Genomic DNA, 23,985 nt, shown 5'->3' with positions numbered 1-23,985 from the left:
ACCATAAAATAAAGAATAATTGTGATCTAAATCTACTTTCAAATTAAATCATAAGAGTAATAACAATTTGTGATCTGTGGTTAAGTTTTAACCTATCCTTAGGTCTATGCTTTGAACAAATGAGTATAAATAAAACATATGTTCAATTTGTGCGATGTTTGGAGGCAAGATGGATGTTTTTGACCGTACCGCAACGGGTTCGTTAAAAGAGCTGGTTCGTGTGAGTGGTGTTTCAAAGCAATTCTCTGGAATTGAGGTTCTAAAAGACATCAATTTTTCGCTTAAAGAAGGACAAATTCATGCCTTGCTTGGTGGTAATGGCGCGGGGAAGTCAACGTTAATGAAAATCATTGCTGGGTTGCTTCAACCGGATAGCGGCGAGATTATTATTTGTGGGGACAAAGTAGACCAGTTTTCCCCAAAAACAGCACATAAAATGGGTATTTATCTTGTTCCTCAAGAACCTCTGCTATTTCCAAATCTGTCGGTTAGAGAAAACATCCTGTTTCAGTTACCAAAAACCTCTGAAATGCAAACTAAGCTAGAAAAAACGCTTAAGGCACTCAACTGCATACTTGACCTAGATGCTGAAGCAAACACGCTTGAAGTTGCTGATCAACAGATCGTCGAAATTATGCGTGGCTTGATTAGAGATTCAAAAATATTGATCTTAGATGAGCCTACTGCATCGTTAACACCAAAGGAAACGCAACACCTGTTCTCTCAAATGCGTGATCTAAAGGAATCTGGCGTAGGGCTAGTATTTATATCTCATAAGATTCCTGAAATATTTGAAATTTCTGACGATGTAACGGTCATGAGAGATGGCGGTATTGCTCTGTGTTGTTCTACAAAGGATGCGACTTCGGATGATGTCATCAATGCTATCGCACCACATTGCAAAATTGATAAGACCAAAGAGGCAGGGGCACATGGTTATGATTTTGAACTGACCACAAATAGTGAGAGTGGTGAAGTGGTGCTGTCTGTCGATAGTCTTACGGGTGAAGGATTTAAAAATATCACGTTTGATGTGAAGGCTGGTGAAATTATCGGTTTAGCGGGTGTTGTGGGTGCGGGTCGTACAGAGTTAGCTGAAACAATTTGCGGAATAAGAGAACCATATAATGGAAATGTAAATTTTTCAAATAAAAATATTGCTTCTCTTTCTTTTTCAGAACGTTTAGCAAATGGCATCGTTTATCTGCCAGAGGACCGCCAGGCTTCTGGATTGTTTTTGGATGCGCCACTTAGTTGGAATGTCCGCGCTATGGTTCATAACCGTTTTGGTTTCTGGTTACAAACACCCACGGAAAAAAACCGTTTAACCAGCTACATTGACGCGATGTCCATCCGGACGACCGATGATGATCAAGCGGTCTGCACACTTTCGGGTGGAAACCAACAGAAAGTTCTAATAGCAAAATGCTTAGAGGCGAATCCCAAATTATTCATAATTGACGAACCTACCCGCGGTGTAGATGTTTCCGCTCGTTATGATATCTATGAAATTATTCGTTATATAGCGTCAAAAAATGTTGCTGTTGTCGTGATCTCTTCTGATTTGGATGAAATTGAACTCCTATCTGACACTGTATTTGTTTTGCATCAGGGGGAACAAAGCGGACGGCTAAATGGTGACCAGATTACGGTCGACAACATTATGAAGATAGCGTTTAGCGCGGTAGAGGAAAACCATCATGCTTAAATTCATTAAGAATAATCGGGAGTCAACAGTACTGATTGCTATCTTAATTTTATTCATTTCCATAAGCATTGCAGATAGTAGTTATTTAGAAATTCAGACATTAACCATGGTGTTCTCCAGCGCGCAGGTGCTCACGCTTTTAGCGATAGGCGCCTCTATGGTACTGCTTACCAGAAATATTGATGTTTCGGTTGGCTCGACCATGGGATTGTCTGCTGTTGCCGTCGCAACTGCACTTAATGCAGGTTTTCCTTTGCCTATAGCCGTGCTCATGGCGCTTTTTGTGGGCGCGCTATGCGGTTTCTTAAATGGTGTACTCGTCGCGATAGGAAAGATTCCTGCGATAGTTGCAACGCTAGGAACGTTAGGGTTGTTCAGGGGACTGATGTTGCTGTGGACGGGAGGTAAGTGGATTGAAGGGCTACCAAATTCAATCAAAGAACTCTCTTCATCTGACTTTCTTGGGGTTTCCTATTTTGGTTGGATCATCTTGTTTATTACTGCCATCTTCGCCTATGTACTTTCACATACTCAACTTGGTCGTAATTTTTATGCGGTAGGTGACAACCTGCAAGGGGCTCGCCAACTAGGAGTAAATGTAGATACGACAAGAATCATCGCATTTACTCTCAATGGGACCATGGCCGCTATGGCGGGTGTCGTATTTACTTCTCAGATCGGTTTTGTTCCAAACACCACTGGTAACGGCTTGGAAATGAAAGCTATCGCCGCTTGTGTACTCGGAGGTGTCAGTCTTCTTGGCGGTGTAGGGAAGGTAATAGGGGCAATATTAGGTGCATTTTTCCTTACTCAAATAGACAGTGTTTTGGTCTTACTTCGCCTTCCTGCTTGGTGGAATGATTTTATCGCTGGGTTAGTTCTTATCTCAGTATTGGTTTTTGATGGCCGCCTTAGAGTGTCGATTGAGAAAGCAACTAAGGCTCAACGCTACGCACGGTTCCGTGTCGACGACAAAGAAAGATCCGATGGTGAACAGACAATATCAAGTATCAGCACGAAGGTTAAAAAGGAGAACCTGTCATGAAAGTTCATCAAATTGCGAGCTGGGAAGGTGCTCTGGCTATATTAATCGTTGCTGAAATATTGGTGTTTGGTGCAATCAACCCCAATATGCTGAGTCTCAATGTCCTGCTATACAGTACCAGTGACTTTATCTATATCGGTATTGTGGCGCTGCCGTTGACACTTGTTATCGTCAGTGGTGGCATCGATATTTCACTAGGCTCTACGATCGGGTTGAGTGCTATCGCCATGGGCGTTTTATTTAAACTGGGACTACCAGTTGAAATGTGCATGTTGCTTACAGTTATTTTAGGTGCGCTATGCGGAGTGGTTAATGCACTTCTTATTTTGTATACCGGTGTTAACCCGTTAGTGATTACCCTAGGCACTATGTATTTGTATGGTGGAAGCGCTTTACTGCTTTCAGGGATGTCCGGGGCTACTGGATATGAAGGTATTGGTGGGTTTCCAGACAGGTTCACCGATATTGCAAACGCTATGGTTTTGGGTATGCCATTTCCGTTGTTTGTTTTCGTCATCGCTATTTTCTTTGTCGCTGTGATTTTGCATAAATCCAAGATTGGGCGAAACCTATTTCTCATCGGCCAAAATGACAGGGTAGCAAGATATAGCGGTATTCCTGTTGCATCATCTTTATGTTTTGCCTATAGCCTAGTTGGCATTTGTGCTGCAATTTCCGGCATCTTACTCGTCTCCTATTTTGGTTCAGCTCGCTCTGACCTCGGTACCTCCTTTCTTATGCCCGCTATTACGGCAGTGGTACTTGGTGGCGCCAATATTTATGGTGGTTCGGGCTCGATATTGGGTACGGCTCTTGCCGCGTTACTCGTTGGCTATATGCAACAGGGGTTGCAGATGGCAGGTGTTCCTAACCAAATCTCAAGCGCCTTATCCGGTGGTTTGTTAATCATCGTTGTTGTTGGGCGATCAATTGTTGGTCACTGGGACCTTATTCTCGATAAGTGGAATCGAACGTTTTCTGCTTATCAAGCTACAAAAGAAGCAAAGTAAAAAAACATAACTCTACATTGAAATGGAAATCCCTCGGAGGATGTATGAATAAGTCTGTAAAAGCACTAGCGTTAACAATTTCTATGGGAATAGCGATGACCTCTGTCGCTCAGGCGACTGAAAAAATTGCGTTTATTCCCAAATTGACTGGCGTTGGTTTTTTCACGAGCGGTGGTCAGGGCGCTGTTGCAGCAGGTAAGGAGCTTGGTGTTGATGTCACTTATGATGGTCCAACGGAACCTAGTGTGCCAAATCAGGTTCAGTTGATTAATAATTTTATAAACCGCGGATACAATGCTGTCGTAGTGTCTGCCGTGTCCCCAGAAGGTCTCTGTCCTTCTCTAAAGCGTGCCATGAAACGTGGTGTAAAGGTTTTAACATGGGACTCCGATACTAAACCTGAATGTCGTAGTATCTACATAAGCCAGGGCACACCCGACCAACTTGGCGGCATGTTAATAGACATGGCTTCTAACCAGATTACTAAAAAGAAAGCGAAGGTTGCTTTTTTCTACTCAAGTCCTACGGTAACAGACCAGAATCAATGGGTGGCAGCAGCGAAAGAAAAAATTGCTAATGAACATCCTGGTTGGGAGGTCGTCACGACACAATTTGGTTACAACGATGCGACCAAATCGCTCCAGACCGCGGAAAATATCCTCAAAGCCTATCCAGATCTAGACGCAATCATTGCGCCTGACGCCAACGCTTTACCTGCTGCTGCGCAGGCAAAAGAAAACCTAAAGGTTAATGACGTCGCTATTGTAGGGTTCAGTACGCCAAATGTTATGCGTCCATACGTAAAACGTGGAACGGTAAAACAGTTTGGTCTTTGGGATGTCGTCAATCAGGGCAAAATTTCAATTTACGTCGCAAATCACCTCTTGAAAGAAGGCGATATGAATGTCGGCGATACACTAGATATTCCGGGCGTGGGTTCTATAAAAGTATCTAAGAATGCTGTCCAGAAATATGACTATGAAGCGGATGGCAACGGAATTGTCGTCATGCCTGAACGTACTGTTTTCACAAAAGAGAATATCGATAATTTTGATTTTTAAGCTTGGGTAACAGAGCCGGTCTTGTTATCGGCTCTTACCCCTATAATTTGGAGTAAGACAGATGGCTGATTTAGATGATATTAAAGACGGTAAAGATTTTGGATTAGATAGACCGCAGGTAAATCCTACTTTTGATATTAAGGGTTGCGGTGCACTTGATTGGGGTATGCAGTCTCGTTTATCTCAAATATTTAATCCGAAAACGGGTAAAACAGTCATGTTGGCGTTTGACCACGGTTATTTTCAAGGAGCAACGACAGGTCTTGAGCGAATTGATTTGAACATTAAACCGTTGTTTGAGCATACGGATGTGCTAATGGCAACACGTGGTGCTGTTCGTTCCATGGTGCCTGCAAATACCAACAAACCTGTTGTTCTTCGTTGCTCAGGTGCTAATTCAATTCTGACAGATTTGGAGAATGAAGCGGTTGCTGTAAATATTGAGGATGCTATACGCCTAAATGTTTCAGCCATGGCAGCACAAATTTATATCGGTTCGAAGTTCGAGCACAAATCGATTAATAATATTATTAAATTGATTGATGATGGTAACCGATACGGCATTCCTACTATGGCGGTTACGGGAGTGGGCAAAGATATGGCTCGCGACCAACGATATTTCACTTTAGCAACTCGAATTGCGGCAGAAATCGGCTCTCATTTTGTCAAAACTTACTTCGTTGAAAAAGGCTTTGAAAAAATAGTGGCTGGGTGTCCTGTACCCATTGTGATTGCCGGCGGTAAAAAGTTACCAGAGCCTGACGCGCTCGATATGTGCTATAGGGCGATAGATCAAGGCGCTTCAGGTGTTGATATGGGACGAAACATTTTTCAATCAGAAAACCCAATTGCAATGATCAAGGCTGTTCGTGAGGTTGTTCATAACAAGATGTCGGCACAACATGCACATGAGCTGTATTTGTCAGAAAAAAATAGATAAGAGGGACGGGGAATGAACGTTACGCTGGTAGAAATTAATGTAAAGTCGGATCAAGTTGAACGTTTCAAGCAAGTGTTTTTGCCTAACCACCTTGGCTCACTTAAGGAAGAGGGCAATGTTCGCTTTGATGTTTTGCAAGACCCCAAAGTACCTACGCGTTTTATTATTTATGAGGCGTATAGGGATGATGAGGCGGTTTTAGCTCATAAAAAAACACCCCATTACTTACGGTGTGTGAAAGATCTTGAAGGAATAATGACTGGAGATCGTACAAAACAAGAATTTTATGGCTTGATGATAGGTGAGTAGAAAATATTATGAGTGATAGAAACTGGATTCTTCCAACACATGAGCGACGAATGAGTGTAGGGGTTACTGCCGCTGAATGGCGTCACATAGATGCGGCACTATCACCGTTACAACCGAAAACAGAGTGGCTTCATTTGGATGTGATGGACGGTGTATTTTGCCCCAAGTTGACATTTGGAGCATGGTTAGTGCCTGCTTTACCTGAAACGTTTGTGCTCGATGTTCATATTATGACCGCTAATCCATTACAACAAGCGAAAGCATTTGTTGCTGCGGGTGCTCATGTAGTAACCATGCAATATGAAGCTCTAGACAATGCTATTGCAGTGATGCAAGAGCTGGAAGACTTAAACGTGATATATCGAGGTCGAGAGCGACCTATAATTAGAGGGATAAGTCTTTGTCCTACCACTAATCTGGATGTTCTTGATGATTTATTGCCTCATGTAGAAATCGTACAGCTGCTCACTTTAGACCCTCGTGATGGAAGTAAAATGGAACCACAGTTTTTTGCTGATAGATTGAGTCTACTGAATAAGAAAATTGATCGGTTTGGAGGTAAGTTGTTAATCAGTGTTGACGGTTCTATGACGCTTGATATTGCGGTTAACTCGGCAAATCAAGGCGCGAATTTGATCGTTTCGGGTAGCGCTCTATTCAAAAATAGTCAGCTTGAAGAGAACCTCAGTATTTGGAGGAGCAAATTGGATATATGAAACACCTTTAAATAAAAATCACTTATGAGGGAAATAAGATTACGATAACAACCATAAAAAGTACTGCCATGTTAGATCGCTATGTGGCAGTACTTTTTATGGTTGTTATCGTTACTACGACGTTTTTTTCCTACTCTCATTACCGTTTCGGTTGTACGATTACAATGATTAGGAATCTCTCTGTAATAGGAATCCAAGTTGCGGCTGTGTTACTCGTCTTCAGGCCGTTAGCCAGACAAGAACCGATATTCTTGATTTAATGGAGTGACGTAAAATTTGTTCAACAATTCCTATCAAATTGTTTTATAAGAAAAAATATTGGTTGGTCTGGTCATTACTTGAATGAAATGTATTGTTTGATTTTTAGGAGCCTAGCAACTTAACATTCGTCCCTTTCCCTTTCCCTTTCCCTTTGCGATAATTTTCCGATGAATAATGCCATTATTTACGTAAGTAATCGTTATCGTGCTCAAGTTATTAGTTATTAGTTATTAGTTATGTAATTTGGCGTTGTCACTGTTTAATCTGATTCACCAGTTACTAAAATCCAAATATATTTTAGTAACTGGTTTCTTATTTTATGGGAATAGGGTTAATGGTATTTTAAATATCAACTTGATTGAGCTTAATCACCTTAGTTGGATGAGTTGACGGCCCTATAGCGTATAAAACTGGACGTAATGATTAAAACCCAACCTATTTAATAACTTAACTACATTACGATAAAACGTGTCTATTAAGGTGTTTACAGCACGGTAAATAAGAGTAATATATGCAAAAGGCGATGATGTTCCGCCATGTATACTTTAATCCCCCACGTATACAAAACCGCCCTAAAAAGCTGATGACGTCTGCTAATACACGCAAGAGCAATAGGATTATTCCTAGGCTTGTGTATTGACAGAACGTCGATATCCAACCTTTCCTATGCTTATTGCTTTTCTAATATATTGATTTAGTGAGTAAGCAATGAATTATTCTACCGAAGTTCAATCTATGTGCTCCGTTTCACGCGGGCCAAGGCATATGTCGTCTCCTATTCCTGTCGAAGGGCGCTGGATTTCACCAAAAGATGTTATCGCCTTATCCGGGGTTAGTCATGGCGTTGGAACTTGCGCACCACAGCAAGGCGCCGCAAAACTCACATTGAATACCAAAAACGGCATCATTGAGGAAGCGTTGATTGAAACGATCGGCTGTTCTGGAATGACGCACTCTGCTGCAATGGCTTCGGAAATTCTAACTGGGAAGACGCTTCTAGAGGCAATGAATACTGACTTAGTATGCGATGCCATCAACGTTGCAATGCGAGAAATTTTTCTTCAGTTTGCTTACGGTCGAACTCAAACCGCATTTTCTGAAGGAGGATTGCCGATAGGTGCAGGTCTTGAAGACTTAGGAAAAGGATTACGTAGCTCTATCGGTACGCATTACGGAACCAAGATTAAGGGCGCGCGTTATCTAGAAATGGCGGAAGGTTATGTCCAGTCTATGGCATTGGATGATAATGATGAAATTATTGGTTATCAGTACGTCAATGTAGGCCAAATGATGGGTCTGATCAGTGAAGGGTGTTCAGCAAACGAAGCGGTTGTTAAAGCAACCGGTACCTATGGTAGGTACTCAGAAGCCACAAAAACTATCAATCCTCGACACCAATAACAAGACCTACCAAAGGAATATATTATGCCAAAGTTTGAAAATTATGAACGAAGAGAAAAACAAATTCTTACCGCATTGCAGGCTAATGACTTTGATAGTTTGGAGCATGCTGAAGAATACTGCCTAGAAAAAAATATTGACCCAAGAAAAATCGTTAAGGAAACCCAGAAAATCGCCTTCGATAATGCAGGGTGGGCATACGTCTTAGGTGCTGCTATTGCGCTGAAACAGCGGTCTAAGACCGCACCGGATGCTGCAAATCATATCGGCGAAGGTCTGCAAGCTTTCTGTATTCCTGGCTCAGTTGCTGAACAGCGAAAAGTTGGCTTGGGACATGGCCATTTGGCCGCGCGTTTGCTTAGTGAAACGACAGAATGTTTCTGCTTTCTTGCCGGTCATGAGTCATTTGCCGCGGCGGAAGGTGCGATAAAAATAGCACTCAATGCGAACAAGGTCAGAGATCGAAAGCTGAAGGTTATTCTTATTGGTTTAGGTAAAGACGCGGCGTATTTAATTTCTCGTCTCAATGGTTTTACCTGTGTGGAAACCAAATTTAACTACGACACCAGTGAACTTGTTGAACTGTCTCGTCGCTCCTTTTCTAAAGGTTCTAATGGAGAAATTTTATGTTATGGAGCGGATGATGTCAGAGAAGGTGTTGCAATGATGCATAAAGAAAATGTTCAGGTGTCTATTACAGGCAACTCAACCAACCCAACTCGATTCCAACATCCGGTGGCTGGTACGTATAAAAAAGAACGCTTAGAACAGGGGCAACCTTTCTTTTCTGTTGCCTCTGGTGGTGGTACAGGACGTACTCTGCACCCAGATAATGTGGCGGCGGGGCCTGCCTCTTATGGAATGACAGATACGATGGGGCGAATGCACTGTGACGCGCAATTTGCCGGCTCTTCATCTGTACCAGCTCATGTAGAAATGATGGGACTAATAGGCATGGGGAATAACCCAATGGTAGGTGCTACCGTAGCAACAGCTGTTGCTATTGAACAAGCCATAAAATAATTCATAGATAAGAGATAAGGAAGTCGTCACTGGCCTCCTTATCTTGTACAAATTGAAGGAGTACCGTATGTTTTTTTGCCATGAGCACCTACCAGAACAGTTCGATGATATTTTATTTTACATTGAGGAGCCTTTTCAGATGCCAAGTGAAAAAGCCTTTAGTGCCTCTGTTAAGTACCGACTCAACGATGAAGAGAGACTTTGGAAACGTGTTTGGTATGTCTCTGAATTAGAAACCAAGTTAATGGAGGTTGAACTAGAGGACACCCCTAAAGAGACGATAAAACTCATTGCTAAGGAGCATAAACATGATTTCAAATGTGATATCAGTAAATACCTCAAGCACAATGACCTTAATTCGGAAATTAACGATGGTGTTTTGGTATTAACTAAGAAAATGTTGTGAAAATAAAGTTGAAATCTCGGTGATTTTTCATTCAGTTAATTACGCAGATTACTGTTAGCCAAATTAAATTATCCGTCAATGGATGAAGTATTTGTCTCTGCGAGTGGAGTATTTTATTCATTCAACCCCGGTTACTCTACATCGTATTTTTGTAATAAAAATGCGCATTAATACATATAAAAATAGGAAAAAGAGAAAAGGAGAGGGTAAACTAATTACTTATTGCCTCACTCTGCATGTGAATAAAGCATGTTTCTATTTTTATCTTTAATAAATCACGATCGGAATCCATGGATAAGTGCAACCAAAAGCGAACGTTACACTACCAACTTCGGCTCCAACTTTCTGTAGTTGGAAGGCTCATACTGATCTTTTTTTCTTCTATATTATTTGCGCACACTTCTCATGAGTCATCACCAGTAACAATTAACTCAAAGTTAACTTTAACAGCGAATGAACAGGCTTGGCTGGCTGAGCATCCAATTATCACCATGGGTGGCGGTATATTTCCTCCTTTGAATTTTATAGACGATGATGGTGAATCAGTAGGGTTAGCGCCTGACTATTTAGATCTTGTTGCTCAACGCCTAGGGATAAAAATAGATATGGTTTCGGGCTCCTGGACCGAAATGCAATGGTTGGCGAAGGAGCATAAGGTCGATGGCATTAGTATTCTGTTGAAAAATACTGAGAGAAAAGAGTACCTCGATTTTGTCGGTCCTTATAGCCAACTTCAATCGGCGATATTGGTGAACAAAGATATTCAGAACATAACTACACTGGATGACTTATTTAATAAGCGGGTTGGAATTATGGCCGGAGCTTACTCTGAGAACTTCTTAAAGGAAAACCATCCCGATATTGAGTTAGTTTTATACAAGACTTATGACGAAGCCGTGAATGCATTGCTAAATAGAGAAATTAAGGCTGTGGTTGGAGGATTGCCAACACTTACCTATGCTATTGATAAGCAATTAATTACGGGGCTTAAAGTGGCAGGGCTTCCTGAAACGATGGCGGCTGGATTATATACAGGGGTTCGAAAAGATTGGCCGCAGTTTACGGTCTTATTGAGTAAGGCTCTTGCGTCTATTTCAGAAGAGGAGCATCAAAAAATCAGAAGTAGGTGGACTGAACTTTTCCCAATGGCGGACAGAGTGCCAAGATTGGCGTTAACCATGAAACAAAGAGAATGGCTTGAAAAGAAACATAAGGTACAGGTAATGGTAGTCGATTTGCCGCCTTATATGATAGTGAAAGCGGGTAAACCCCCTGAAGGTCTAGCCATTGATTACCTGAACATAATTGCCCAGCGTACGGGTATTGAATTTAATTATGAGGTATCAGAGCAACCTTTTAGTGACTTCCTTGAGGGAATGAAGCGTGGGGAAGGCCCAGATATGATTCCTGTCATAGTGAATCGCCGTGAACGACAAGAATATATGTTATTTAGCGACAATTACATTGAGTCGTCAACGGTGATAGCTACTCGTAATAAAAGTGTTTTTATAACTGACGTTCAAAGCCTTACCGGCAAATCAGTAGCCGTATTAAAAGCGGGAAATGTACAAAAACTGTTGTTAGAAAACTATCCAGATATAAGGCTGGCTTTGTACGACTCAAATGAAATGGCGCTTGAAGCGCTTGCTAATGGTCACATTGACGCTTTTGTCGGAAGTTTGACTAATACGGCTTACATTATTCAGAAACGTGGTTTTTCCAATATTAAGATTATAGCTACCAGCTCGCTAGGAACTGAATATTTTTCGATGGGAAACCGTAAAGATGGGCCTGAGTTGAACTCCCTAATAAATCTCGCTCTGTCTAGTATTAACGAAAGAGAAAGAACAGCAATCCGAAGCAAATATGTGACTTTGAAATACGAGGTGCGGGGCATTGCTTATGCTGAGTTACTGATATGGATAATTTCTATTCTTTGTATTGCGCTGCTTATTGTATTAGGTTTTATCACTTGGAATAGCAGCTTGCGTAGGTTAGTCAATTCTCGCACTGTAGATTTACAGCAGGAAATAGCGGAACGAGAACAGGTTAATAACGCTTTACTTAAAAGTCAAAAGGAATCGCTTAAAGCACAAAACATTGCTCGACTAGGCTATTGGGAATGGGATCTTAGCAATGACATTCTTACTTGGTCTGAAGAAATTTATCGGATATTCGGATTCTCGAGCGATACAGAGCTTACTTATCAAAAAATAATGCTGTCGGTACACCCAGATGATCATCAAGCCATTGAAGAAAATAATGCTAAATGGTTGCGATCTCATCAAGGAGGGATGTACGAATACAGAGTGATTAAGGTAGATGGTTCATTGTGCAATGTTCATGCAATTGCGGAGGTTGTATGCAATGCCAAGGGCGAGGTCAGTCGCTTATTTGGTACCATGCAGGATGTTAGCGAGCGGAAAGAAATTGAACATAAGTTGATTAGCTATCAGCAGCGGTTGAAATCATTAGCATTACAATTAGCCCTAGTAGAAGGACAAGAACGTCGTCGAATTGCTGCAGATTTACATGATAATGTTGGTCAATCATTAGCGTTAACACGGTTGCAGTTGGCTGCGGTACTAAAACATTTACCGGACAAAGAGAAAGCTGCAGAACTCATTCGTAGTAGCTCTCAGTCGCTATTGACTGCGATTCAGGAAACCCGTCATCTTATTTTCGAAATCAGCTCTCCATCACTGAATGAACTTGGTTTAGCAGCGGCTATCACTGAATGGAAAGATCAGGCTTGCGAGAAAAAACATGGACTTAAGGTAGAGGTGATCGATCGCTTACAACAAGATCGCATGGGTCTTGACCTCAGAGCTATTTTGTTTAGAAACGTCCGCGAATTACTAGTCAATGTAATTAAACACGCTGAGGCGACAGCAGTTGTGGTGACCATCGAAGAGAAGGCGGGAAGCTATATAATCACAGTCGAAGATGATGGAATTGGATTTATGAAAGAGCAACTACCTGAAAACGTCAGTTCAAATGGCCACTTTGGTTTATTCAGCATCCAGGAGAGGATGATTGATCTCGGTGGAGAGCTGCTAGTCAGTTCGGAACTCCGGAAAGGTTGTACTGTGGTGATGAAACTCCCAACTACAGAGATGGATAGCGTAAGTTATGAATAATGATAATAAATTGATTAAAATCTTGTTGGTTGATGACCACGCTTTATTACGTAAAGGCGTCGCGCTTCTATTACAAGATGAAAATGAGATACTCGTGGTAGGAGAAGCAAGTAATGGCGAAGAAGCGCTGATGCAAGTGGAGGTATTACAACCCGATGTAGTAGTGATGGATATTAGTATGCCTAAGCTAAATGGTATTGACGCAACCAAACAGATCGTCGCGGTATCTCCTGAAAGTAAGGTGATCGCGCTATCAATCCATTCAGGTAAGTATTTTGTTGAAGGTATGCTTGATGCGGGTGCGGCGGGATACTTACTTAAGGAAAGCTTACCCGAAGAGCTCGTCCTATCAATACGTGCAGTAACGAATGGGCAAATATACCTGAGTAGTGCGGTTACCGATATCGTCGTTTCAGGCTTTCTTAAACGACAGCAAGAAAGGCCTAATACTGAATTAATCCAAGATAAAGAGATAGCCTTTGCGCAAGCAACATTGGATGGCAATGTTGCAGCTTCAAATCAATATGATCAGATCATCAAAGGTTCAGAACAAAAATCAAACAATCATCATTTACTTAATACGCTGACTAACCGTGAGTATACCGTTCTAAAATTATTGGTGGGTCGAATGCAAAATAAGGCCATTGCAAATGAATTGTTTATTTCCACTGAAACAGTGAAAAGTCATCTGAAAAACATCTATCAGAAGCTGAATGTGAGTAACCGACGAGAGGCGGCTATTAAAGTACAAGAACTATTTTAACCATCTGGTCTAGATGTCTAAGCGATCTGATTGACGCCTTTAAAATCCACCGGCCTAAGTGAATGAATGTCACCCATTAACCCTAAAACCAACAAAATTCTACTCGTTGGTTTTTTTGTTAACAAAATCGGTTGAGTTTATTAACAACATAGAATGAGTCCAATTTTATCGCTAATTTTTACTTTTACAACTGACTTTTTTATCTACCTTTAACCAAAAATTCCTGCAATAACAATAGCTCCCATGTTCTAGGCCTCATTCATAAGGGCTGTCATGGTATGGCTGGTGATTTCCCTCTCTCTCTCCCCCATTTTCCACTCCCCCATTTCTCCCCCATTTCCCCCCCCGCGGGTCGCTCTATGAGGGTAGGAGGTTGGCTTTACAATTGTTATCTTGGCCTAAGAAACTGGTTGTACCACAAACTTCGAATTCGAGGCGGAATAAATATCATAACTATAAATCTGTCATTCATAGCAGCGAATGGTCTTGGCATGTGGGACTGGGATCTACTGATGCAAAAAAACACATCAGGTTATTCAATATTTGCATCTGACCCTAATCGTAACGACAGCTTCTCTCGCGTTGTAATCTCCTGCGAAAACACTCTACACCCTGCTGATATTGAGCGCGTAAATCGCGAAATTCAAGCTTTATTTTATGCCGATAAACCGTCTGAAATAGATTTTCGAATGTATCGAGAAAACGGTGATGTCATACACATGAAAAGTATGGTTACCGTAATCCGAGGTAATGAAGGTCAGCTAGTTAGAATACACGGTGCAAACATTGATGTTACTGAATTTGAACTGTCGAAAGAAAAATTAAAACTCGCAGCCACTGTATTTACCCATACCAGAGAGGGCATTACCATTACCGACCCCGCTGGCAATATTATGAATGTCAATGATGCGTTTACCACCACTACTGGCTACAGCCGTCAAGAAGTGTTGGGTAAAAATCCTCGTATGCTTAAATCAGGTAGGCACTCGCCAGCATTTTATGCTGAGCTCTGGGAAACGCTGGCAAAAGCAGATCATTGGCGGGGTGAAATCTGGAATTGTCGCAAAAATGGTGAGATCTATCCTGAAATGCTTTCAATCAGCGCCGTGAGAGATAACACGAACGTAATAACGCACTACGTTGCGTTATTTACCGATATTTCACATATCAAAGAGGAGCAGGCGAAACTTGAAAGAATCGCCCATTACGATGCGCTAACGCATTTACCTAATAGAATCTTATTAAGGGAGTATCTGTCTGCAGCCATGCAACAATGCCAAAGGGATAAGCAGTCATTAGCAGTAGTATTCATTGATTTGGATGAATTCAAAGCCATTAATGATAAGTATGGACATCATGTAGGGGATGAACTCTTAGTTGCGGTATCGCATCGCATGAAAGGAATGTTACGTGCAGACGATACGCTTGCTCGAATAGGGGGGGATGAGTTTGTCGCCATTCTAACGGGGTTAGAATGTAACCATAGTTGTAAATCAACATTATCACGGCTACTAGACGCTATATCTGGTTCAGTTACTGTCGGGGAAATTGAGTTAAATACCTCCGCCAGTATGGGGGTTACATTTTATCCGCAAGACAATTCCGATTCGGACTTGCTTGTACGTCATGCTGATTTTTCCATGTATGAAGCTAAGAAAGCAGGTAAAAACCGTTATCACGTTTTTGACTTTGTACATGACAAGGTTGTGGATGCTCGGCGTGAGAATATTGAGCGTATCCGTGTCGCTTTGAACCAAAGTGAATTTGTTTTGTATTACCAACCCAAGGTCAACATCAATAAAGGAACGGTGATTGGAGCAGAAGCGTTAATTCGTTGGCAACACCCCGAGCGGGGCCTGCTAGCCCCCGCTGAGTTCCTGCCTCTGGTTAAAAATCATCCCATCAGTATCGAATTGGGTGAATGGGTGATTACAACTGCTTTTAATCAAATTACTGCCTGGCAAGCGTTGGGATACGATATACCTGTCAGCGTCAATATTTGCGCCTCACAACTTCAACAAGCTGATTTTGCTAAACGTCTCGACGTTCTTTTGTCAGCGACGCCTCAGACCGACCCATGTTATTTGCAGTTAGAGGTGCTTGAGACAAGTGCGATTGATGACCTATTGCATGTTTCAACAATCATGAACGATTGTATCAAATTAGGTGTCAGCTTTGCACTAGATGACTTTGGCACCGGTTATTCTTCACTTACTTACCTCAAACACTTACCCATCAACCTTATTAAAATAGATCAGAGTTTTATACAGGATATGTTAACTAACCCAGATGATTTGATGATTGTAGAAAGTGTGATTGGTTTAGCGAAGTCATTCAAAAGGGAGGTTATTGCTGAAGGGGTCGAAACTATCGCACACAGCGTAGCATTGTTAAAGCTAGGTTGTGACTTGGTACAGGGGTATAGCGTAGCAAAACCCATGCAAGCAGATTGCATCCCCAAGTGGGTAGATGACTGGCCATCTAATTCGGTTTTTTATGCAAGCATTTTAGCCAATAAAAGATTAAAGAATGGTAATACATCGTTGAATATTACTCAATAACGCTTTAGGTGTTAAGTATGACTAAAGAGAAAAAAATGAAAGTAAAAAAAGCATCTTTTATAAATCAATCTACATTAGTGGTTATTTTGCTTGGTATGATTTCGGCGGTAATCCTTTTATCTCAAGCCGAGTTCTCGATAACAGCAATTTTTTCAGCGGTGCTTATTCTCTTGATATCTTTGGTAGGGGCAAGGCTAGTAAATACCAATATAACGATATTAATTCGGGAAGTTCAACATACCAAAGAAAGCTGGGTTGAACAGCAAATAGAAGATGCTGAAAAATTCAATAAACTGACGGATCTTTGTCAAGCTATTTTACCGCTTTGGCAAGGACAAATCGATGATGTCATAAAGCAATCTACAGAAGCAATTGATACGCTTGCTATGCGTTTTACTCAAATAGAGGAAGCCCTCAGAAAGACGTTAAATGACGTCCAGGCGCTGGAGTCTGATCATTCTGGAGGTAGTATCGCGGAGGTGATTACGAATAGTGAAGCTGAGCTCAACTCATTAAACAGTAATTTTCTAATGATTATATCTTCGAAAGTACAACTGCTGAGTGAAATAACACAGTTACAAAGCTTTGCGGATGAATTGCAAACCATGGCAATTGATGTGCAAGGCATTGCCGGACAAACGAATTTATTGGCGCTAAATGCGGCAATTGAAGCGGCTCGAGCCGGCGATAGTGGTCGGGGTTTTGCTGTTGTGGCTGATGAAGTCCGATCATTATCAAAACGGTCAAATGATACAGGGCAAAATATGACGGACAAAGTCGATGGTATTTGTTGTGCGATGAGTACTGCGGTTCAGAATACTGAAAGGCAACTTAAAGAGGAGGAATTAAAATCGAACGCATCACAACAGCTTATTCAAGATGTTGTCTTAAGGTTAAATCTGCTAATTAACCAATTTTCTAATTCATCGGAGTTATTAAAAAATCATGGTGAAGAAATAACGACTGAGATCAACGATATTTTAGTTTCGTTACAATTTCAAGACCGTGTGGGGCAAATACTCGAACATACCAAAGGTGAAATTGCCCGTTTCTCTTTATTACTCGCTCGTCCGACTGAACTTGTCAAAATGGATAAAAATAATTGGTTGAAAGAGATGAGTCAAGGCTATACCACCTCAGAGCAAAGAGTTTTACATGATCTCAATACGTCAGGTGATGCGCCTTCATTAGAAGAAAATAATGATGGTATTGAGTTTTTCTAGAAGCTCGACAGGTTAAACAATATATTTAACGGTGATCGTTTTTTGATTTGTATTAAAAAATAAAATTGCCAACGTCTGCATTTACAAAATAATAGACTGATATTAATAAGATTACTTTTAATGAAATAACATTGGCACCTTCTGGGCAGTTATTTTTCTTATTAGTCTTGGTGTATCCGTAGGAGGATAAAATGGCAAAAACAATACTGGTTGTTGATGATTCAGCATCTATGCGTCAAGTGATAACACTAACCTTAACAAAATCGGGATTTGAAGTGGTAACCGCAGTAAATGGTAAGGATGCGCTAGCCAAATTGGTTGAACTTCAGGCCAGTAAAACGAGAATAAACCTTATAATTACCGATGTTAATATGCCCCAGATGGATGGTATTACGCTTGTCAAAGAAGCAAAGAAAATGCCCTCTTATAAATTTACCCCGATGATGATGCTCACCACAGAAGTATCCGACGCTAAAAAACAGGAGGGGAGGGCCGCTGGTGCAAAAGCGTGGTTAGTGAAGCCTTTCCAACCCCCTGTTTTATTAAATGCCGTAGCCAAATTAATGCTGCCTTAACGACCGGGAGAGCGTCATGTCGATCACTGTTTCAACATCAGAGAATAAAGAAGTCGTTATACATATTAGCGATGAAATGACCATTTATACGGTACTTGAGCAGAAAAACAGTCTTTTACCCTACCTAAAAACAGGGCATACCATTCATGTCGATTTAAGCGATGTATCTGAGCTCGATAGCGCTGGTATACAGCTACTTATCTTCCTTAAAAAACAAGCATTAGAAATAGGTGCCGAATTTAAATTGCAGCATCACAGCCAAGCCGTATTTGAAGTGATTGAATTATTTAAACTAACCGAGTTTTTTACTGATCCTGTGGTCATCTCTGCAGAGTGGAATTAATCATGAATGATATGGAAAGTGTCCTAATTACCTTTTCTCAAGAAGCACAAGAGTTACTTGATGAGATGGAAAACTCACTGCTTCTATTAGAAGTTAACCCGGATGATAGGGAAGTGATCAACTCTATTTTCAGAGCTATGCATACGATTAAAGGTTCAGCTGGACTGTTTTCATTTACACCTGTCGTGAGTTTTGCCCACGAAGCTGAAACAGTGTTAGACAGTGTACGTGAAGAAAAGCGACAAATAGATGATGAACTTATCTCGGTATTATTGGCATGTCGAGATCATACTGAAAATCTCATTAAATATTGCATCAGTTTTCCCGAGAATACACTTTCCGATGAGTTACAAGTTACGAGTGATGCGTTAACACTTGCATTAAATCGAAATCATACCGTCTTGCAAGAAAGTGCTACGGATGTGCTACAAAACTTAGGTGAAGTTGATGTCGATTTGAATGGTAATTGGCTCATCAGTTTATGTTTCAAAATAGATGCATTTCGTATGGGTATTGACCCTCTCTCTTTTGTACGTTACTTGAGTACTATTGGGGAGATTCAAGCGTTTATTTTGCTAAACCAATCGGTTCCTAATGATGACAATTTTGACCCGGAAAGTTGTTACTTGCAGTTTAAGATGGCACTAAAAAGTGATGCAACTAAGCAAACGATTGAAGATGTGTTTGAATTCGCTGCTGATGATTGTGACATTAATATATTGCCCCCAAGTAGCCAGATTGAACAATATTTATCATTGTTAGAAGATTTAAGTGATGATGAAACCGCGTTGTTAGGCGAAATGCTAGTGAGTGTTGGTGTCTTAACTGAAAACGATATTTTTCGTGCCATGCAGACCCAAAACCAGGCAACACAAAGCAAGCCGATTGGTGAAATCCTTATTGATCAGAATGTAGTGCAAGCTGAGGTTGTTGAGAAAGCACTGACTAAGCAACAACAAGTAAAGAATAAGCTATCGTCAGAGTCCAGCATTATTCGTGTTGACTCACAGAAGCTTGGGCAACTTATCAATCTAGTTGGCGAGCTTGTGATCTCGGGTGCCGCCATGGGGCTCATGATTGAAAAACATGGAATTCAAGAGGCAGAAGAGGTGTCTGCAACGATGTCTTCTTTAGTCGGTAATATTCGAGACACGGCATTGGCATTACGTATGGTCCCAATTGGTGAAACGTTTTCTCGCTTTAGACGCGTAGTGCGTGATGTAAGTAAAGAACTGAACAAAGAAATTGAACTAGAGATCAGCGGCAGTGAAACTGAACTAGATAAAACAGTCGTTGAAAAAATTAATGATCCCCTTACACATCTTATTCGAAATTCGTTGGATCATGGTATCGAATCGCCACAAGCACGGCTTGACTCAGGTAAGTCTGCACAAGGAAAAATCACACTCAATGCCTACCATGACTCAGGGCATATTGTTATTCAAATTATTGATGATGGCGCTGGCCTTAATAAGCAAAAAATACTCGACAAAGCGATTGAAAAAGGATTGGTAAGCCGTGATGCAAAACTCTCAGATCAAGAGATCTACAATCTAATTTTTGAAGCAGGTTTAAGTACCAAGCAGCAAGCCAGCGACCTTTCTGGTCGTGGTGTGGGTATGGATGTCGTCCGCCGGAATATAGAAGCATTACGAGGGAATGTCAGTATCGATAGCATCGACGGAAAAGGGACAACCATTACCGTTCACTTGCCGTTAACACTAGCGATTATTGATGGTTTTATGGTTGAAGCGGATAAGGAACGTTACATCATTCCTCTGGATATGGTGGAAGAATGTGTAGAGATGAACAGCAGTGAATGGAAAATAGATGAAGTCCAGCACTACGTCAACCTGCGTGGCGTGGCAATGCCCTACCTAAAACTTGCTGAATACTTTAACCCCAACAAGCAGATAACTAAAAATAGCCGACAAAGTTTGGTCGTTGTCCGTACTGGTGACGAACGCGCTGGATTTGTCGTCGATGAGCTACATGGTGAGCAGCAAACGGTTATTAAACCATTGGGTAAGATTTTTGAAAACTTAGAAGGGTTAACAGGGGCGACGGTGTTAGGTGACGGTAACGTTGCGCTTATCTTAGATGTAAAAAACCTCATGAAGCAAGTCCATAATTGCTAACCGCTTTATTTAATTATTACTAACGACTGGAAGGTCATTATGAATTTAAAAAATACACCCATGAAAATAAAATTAATTGGTTTAATGCTATTAATCAGTTTAATTCCTTTGGCCATAGTGGCTTATTTTTCAGCACAAACGGCTTCAGATGCATTAATTAAAGGATCATTTAGTCAACTAGATGCAATGCGTATAGTAAAAAAATCACAATTGGCTCGTTTTTTTGAAGAGCGAGAAGGGGATTTAGGCGTACTGGTAGAGACAACATCGGCCTTATTAGCGGCACAAGAGGCAAAGATAGAAGCGATTCAAAATATCAAAAAAGCAAATATTGAGCAGCTATTTTCATTGACGGAATCGAGTGTTCACATTGCTAAAGATGACCCTTTTCTTGGTGAGATGTATCAAGCAATCGATGCGGTTTATTTTAACGGTGTAGAGTCTAATCAGTGGACTCAGGCTGTTGAAAAATACGATTTTCGTATCAAAGATATTATGAATGATACTGGTTGGCATGATCTGTTTTTAATCAGCCCTGAAGGTGACATTATCTATAGTGCAGCACAGGAATCTGATTTAGGTAAAAATGTGCTTAATGACAATTTGGTAAAAGAGAGTTCATTAGCGGCCGCATTTCGCAATATCAAGTCAAATAGCAGCACTGGGCTCGCGATTGGTGATTTCCAATCTTATGCCCCCTCAGGTGGAAAACAAGCCGCTTTTATCATTGGAGCAATGAGTTTTTCTGAAGGCTATATTGCGATGCAGCTAGACAAAACGTCAGTCAATAAAGTGGTCCAACAACGCACTGGTATGGGCGTTACGGCTGAGACTTATCTCGTGGGTAAATCGAATGATGAGATTAGCTACCGTAGTGATCGTGTTGTTAAGAAGGGAAATATTGGAGAAGAAAAATCGAATCATTTGATTAAAAAAGCATTAACAGGCGAATCAGATGTAGAGATTATGATTGGTAGTTCCGGAGAGGTTGAGCTCGTTGCTGTTGCACCTTTAAAGATTGATGGTTTAAATTGGGCAACAGTCACATCCGGTAGTTTAGAGGAGATTCTCGCGGCGAAAGGAGCCAATGAGGACCAAGATTATTTTACTAAATATATTGAAGCATATGGTTATTACGATCTCTTTTTGATTCATCCTGATGGTCAGGTTTTCTACAGTGTGTCAAAAGAAGCGGATTATCAAACCAACATTGTAAATGGAAAATATAAAGACTCGGGCTTAGGTAAATTAGTGCGAAAAGTGATCAAATCAGGTGAATATGGAATTGCTGATTTTGAACCTTATGCAGCTAGCAATGGTGCTCCCTCGGCTTTCATTGCGCAACCCTATATTAAAAATGGCAAAGTAGAGATGGTTGTTGCATTGCAATTATCACTTGATGCAATTAATACCATCATGAACCAACGTGATGGTATGGGAGAGAGCGGTGAAACGTATCTTGTCGGTAGCGATAAACTGATGCGCTCAGATTCATTTCTCGATCCTAAAGAACACTCTGTTTTTGCCTCTTTTGCTGGTAACTTAAAAAATAACGGTGTCGATACGGAAGCGGTAAAAGAGGCCTTAAATGGGGCTTCAGAAAGTAAAATAATCTTAGATTATAATGGTAACTCAGTTCTCTCTTCATACGCGCCATTAAAGGTGGGAGATACTCATTGGGTGGTTATTGCCGAGATTGATGAAGCGGAGGTAATGGAGCCTGTAAATTCATTAATACAAAGTATCATCATTATTTCAGGAATATTTTTAGTCGTCATTATTGTTATCGCTTACCTATTTGCATTAAGTATTACTAAACCGGTTACCAAAGGTGTGATTTTTGCGCAGGCGCTTGCCAAAGGAAATTTAATCGCTGACCTTGAAGTTGACCAAAATGATGAGATTGGCCAATTAAGTAAAGCACTCGTGATGATGCGAGATCAAATTAAGGGTGTGATTGAAACAGTGCGTAGCGGGGCGGACAACTTAGCCAGCGCATCTCAAGAAGTAAGCGCGACGGCACAAACGATTAGTCAGGGAGCGGTTGAGCAATCTAGTAGCGTTGAGTCAACCAGTGCATCCGTTGAGCAACTTAATTCTTCTGTACAGCAGAATGCAGAAAATGCCAGTGTGACTGAAAAAATGGCAACCTCATCATCTGAAGATGCTAAACAGGGCGCAATGGCAGTAACAGAAACAGTGAAGGCGATGAAACATATCGCTAAAAAAATTCGTTTGATTGAAGACATTGCTTACAAAACCAATCTACTTTCGTTAAATGCCGCCATTGAAGCCGCTTCCGCAGGGGAACATGGTAAGGGTTTTGCTGTGGTAGCCGCAGAAGTACGAAAACTAGCGGAAAGTAGCCGTGTGACGGCCGAGGAGATCAGCGAACTTGCAAGTGACAGTGTGGATATTGCAGAAAAAGCTGGCGTACTCATCACCGAGGTTGTACCTGATATTGTGAAAACCTCTGATTTAGTACAAGAGATAAGTGCTTCATCAGGTGAGCAGGCAACGGGCATTCGTCAAATCAGCGAAGCAATGGGGCAGCTTGACAAAGCAACACAGCAAAATGCTGCCGCTTCAGAAGAACTAGCAGCGACTTCTGAGGAGTTAAGTGGTCAAGCAGAGCAATTACAACAAGCCGTGGCGTATTTCAAATTGGTAGAAGGTTCCGCTGTTGTGGCGAGTCCAACGCGGATTAATGTGGTGTCTAACAAGACCGTTGCGACTCAATATGCTGATCGTAATGAGCTCAATATTAACGAGCAAGATTTTGAGAAATTTTAAGCTGATGAGGAGATGTTATGAATAGTTTAGCCATCAGCGAAAAAGGTGCGGTTGACAGTGGGATAGGTGAAGCACCATCAAGTGGACAATACCTGACTTTCTCAGTGTCAGGAGATGATCTAGGAGTTGATATTGGCGATGTCAAAGAAATTATTGAGATCACCAATATCACCCGTGTGCCGATGACTCCCGATTACATTAGAGGTGTGATCAACTTAAGGGGCAATGTTGTCCCTGTGGTTGACCTTTCAGCACGACTGGGCCACGGCGTGAATGAAATCAGTAAACGCAGCTGTATTATTTTGGTTGAAGTCTCTTGTGGTGATGAAAAACAGAGCTTAGGAATGCTGGTGGATCAAGTACAGGAGATCATCAATATCCCTATCGAAAATAGGCAACCAGCCCCTACTTTTGGTACCGATGTACGGGTTGAGTTTATTCAAGCAATGGGGCGAATTGAGGATAAGTTTGTTATTTTATTGGATATCACTCGTGTTCTTTCGGTTGAAGAGCTTGCTGAACTAAGTGAGAGCGCTAGGAGTAGCGAATCACTTTTATTAACAGAGTAG

At 41.2% G+C, this 23,985-nt stretch carries 19 protein-coding genes and 1 riboswitch; all 19 genes read left to right on the top strand.

Annotation, left to right across the window (positions count from 1 at the left end; all coding sequences use genetic code 11):
- Positions 1-169: 169 nt before the first annotated feature.
- Positions 170-1,708, top strand: a complete 1,539-nt coding sequence (lsrA, locus tag IUZ65_RS18555) for an autoinducer 2 ABC transporter ATP-binding protein LsrA (protein ID WP_195705516.1) — start codon at positions 170-172, stop codon at positions 1,706-1,708.
- Complete coding sequence (lsrC, locus tag IUZ65_RS18550; protein ID WP_195705515.1) at positions 1,701-2,753, top strand: autoinducer 2 ABC transporter permease LsrC; 1,053 nt, start codon at positions 1,701-1,703, stop codon at positions 2,751-2,753. Before lsrA ends, lsrC begins: the two co-directional genes overlap by 8 nt.
- Positions 2,750-3,763, top strand: coding sequence for an autoinducer 2 ABC transporter permease LsrD (lsrD, locus tag IUZ65_RS18545; RefSeq protein WP_195705514.1), 1,014 nt, complete (start codon positions 2,750-2,752; stop codon positions 3,761-3,763). Before lsrC ends, lsrD begins: the two co-directional genes overlap by 4 nt.
- Positions 3,764-3,807: 44 nt before the next feature.
- Complete coding sequence (gene lsrB, locus IUZ65_RS18540) at positions 3,808-4,824, top strand: autoinducer 2 ABC transporter substrate-binding protein LsrB (protein ID WP_195705513.1); 1,017 nt, start codon at positions 3,808-3,810, stop codon at positions 4,822-4,824.
- A gap of 61 nt (positions 4,825-4,885) precedes the next feature.
- Positions 4,886-5,764: a 3-hydroxy-5-phosphonooxypentane-2,4-dione thiolase gene (lsrF, locus tag IUZ65_RS18535; RefSeq protein WP_195705512.1), complete on the top strand. Its 879-nt coding sequence runs from the start codon at positions 4,886-4,888 to the stop codon at positions 5,762-5,764.
- A 12-nt stretch (positions 5,765-5,776) separates the two neighbouring features.
- Positions 5,777-6,073, top strand: a complete 297-nt coding sequence (gene lsrG / locus IUZ65_RS18530; RefSeq protein ID WP_195705511.1) for a (4S)-4-hydroxy-5-phosphonooxypentane-2,3-dione isomerase — start codon at positions 5,777-5,779, stop codon at positions 6,071-6,073.
- 8 nt (positions 6,074-6,081) lie between these two features.
- Positions 6,082-6,789 (top strand): epimerase, encoded by a 708-nt coding sequence (locus IUZ65_RS18525; RefSeq protein ID WP_195705510.1) that lies wholly within the window; start codon positions 6,082-6,084, stop codon positions 6,787-6,789.
- A gap of 771 nt (positions 6,790-7,560) precedes the next feature.
- Positions 7,561-7,650: riboswitch (Fluoride riboswitch) on the top strand.
- A gap of 108 nt (positions 7,651-7,758) precedes the next feature.
- A complete protein-coding gene (locus IUZ65_RS18520) occupies positions 7,759-8,451 on the top strand; it encodes an iron-sulfur cluster assembly scaffold protein (RefSeq protein ID WP_195705509.1) in 693 nt (230 codons plus the stop codon).
- A 24-nt stretch (positions 8,452-8,475) separates the two neighbouring features.
- Entirely contained in the window at positions 8,476-9,474 is a 999-nt protein-coding gene (locus IUZ65_RS18515; RefSeq protein ID WP_195705508.1) for a GGGtGRT protein, read from the top strand.
- Between the two features lie 67 nt (positions 9,475-9,541).
- A complete protein-coding gene (locus IUZ65_RS18510; RefSeq protein WP_195705507.1) occupies positions 9,542-9,880 on the top strand; it encodes a hypothetical protein in 339 nt (112 codons plus the stop codon).
- Positions 9,881-10,170: 290 nt separating this feature from the next.
- Positions 10,171-13,020 (top strand): transporter substrate-binding domain-containing protein, encoded by a 2,850-nt coding sequence (locus IUZ65_RS18505; RefSeq protein ID WP_195705506.1) that lies wholly within the window; start codon positions 10,171-10,173, stop codon positions 13,018-13,020.
- Complete coding sequence (locus IUZ65_RS18500; RefSeq protein ID WP_195705505.1) at positions 13,013-13,783, top strand: response regulator; 771 nt, start codon at positions 13,013-13,015, stop codon at positions 13,781-13,783. Before IUZ65_RS18505 ends, IUZ65_RS18500 begins: the two co-directional genes overlap by 8 nt.
- A 512-nt stretch (positions 13,784-14,295) precedes the next feature.
- Positions 14,296-16,344, top strand: a complete 2,049-nt coding sequence (locus IUZ65_RS18495) for a putative bifunctional diguanylate cyclase/phosphodiesterase (RefSeq protein ID WP_229638241.1) — start codon at positions 14,296-14,298, stop codon at positions 16,342-16,344.
- A 17-nt stretch (positions 16,345-16,361) separates the two neighbouring features.
- Positions 16,362-17,567 carry a methyl-accepting chemotaxis protein gene (locus IUZ65_RS23440; protein WP_195705504.1) on the top strand — a complete coding sequence of 402 codons (1,206 nt, stop codon included), beginning with the start codon at positions 16,362-16,364 and terminating at the stop codon, positions 17,565-17,567.
- Positions 17,568-17,758: 191 nt separating this feature from the next.
- The gene (locus tag IUZ65_RS18485) at positions 17,759-18,142 is read left to right on the top strand and encodes a response regulator (RefSeq protein ID WP_195705503.1); all 384 of its coding nucleotides are present in this window, start codon (positions 17,759-17,761) and stop codon (positions 18,140-18,142) included.
- 16 nt (positions 18,143-18,158) lie between these two features.
- Positions 18,159-18,485, top strand: coding sequence for an STAS domain-containing protein (locus tag IUZ65_RS18480; RefSeq protein WP_195705502.1), 327 nt, complete (start codon positions 18,159-18,161; stop codon positions 18,483-18,485).
- Between the two features lie 2 nt (positions 18,486-18,487).
- Complete coding sequence (locus IUZ65_RS18475) at positions 18,488-20,623, top strand: chemotaxis protein CheA (RefSeq protein ID WP_195705501.1); 2,136 nt, start codon at positions 18,488-18,490, stop codon at positions 20,621-20,623.
- Positions 20,624-20,662: 39 nt separating this feature from the next.
- Positions 20,663-23,416 carry a methyl-accepting chemotaxis protein gene (locus IUZ65_RS18470; RefSeq protein WP_195705500.1) on the top strand — a complete coding sequence of 918 codons (2,754 nt, stop codon included), beginning with the start codon at positions 20,663-20,665 and terminating at the stop codon, positions 23,414-23,416.
- 17 nt (positions 23,417-23,433) lie between these two features.
- Positions 23,434-23,985 (top strand): chemotaxis protein CheW, encoded by a 552-nt coding sequence (locus tag IUZ65_RS18465; protein WP_195705499.1) that lies wholly within the window; start codon positions 23,434-23,436, stop codon positions 23,983-23,985.

Origin of the sequence: Vibrio sp. VB16 (assembly GCF_015594925.2) — a bacterium.
GTDB lineage: Bacteria > Pseudomonadota > Gammaproteobacteria > Enterobacterales > Vibrionaceae > Vibrio.
Note: the sequence above shows the minus strand (reverse complement) of the source record. Positions and strands in the feature narration are given on the sequence as shown.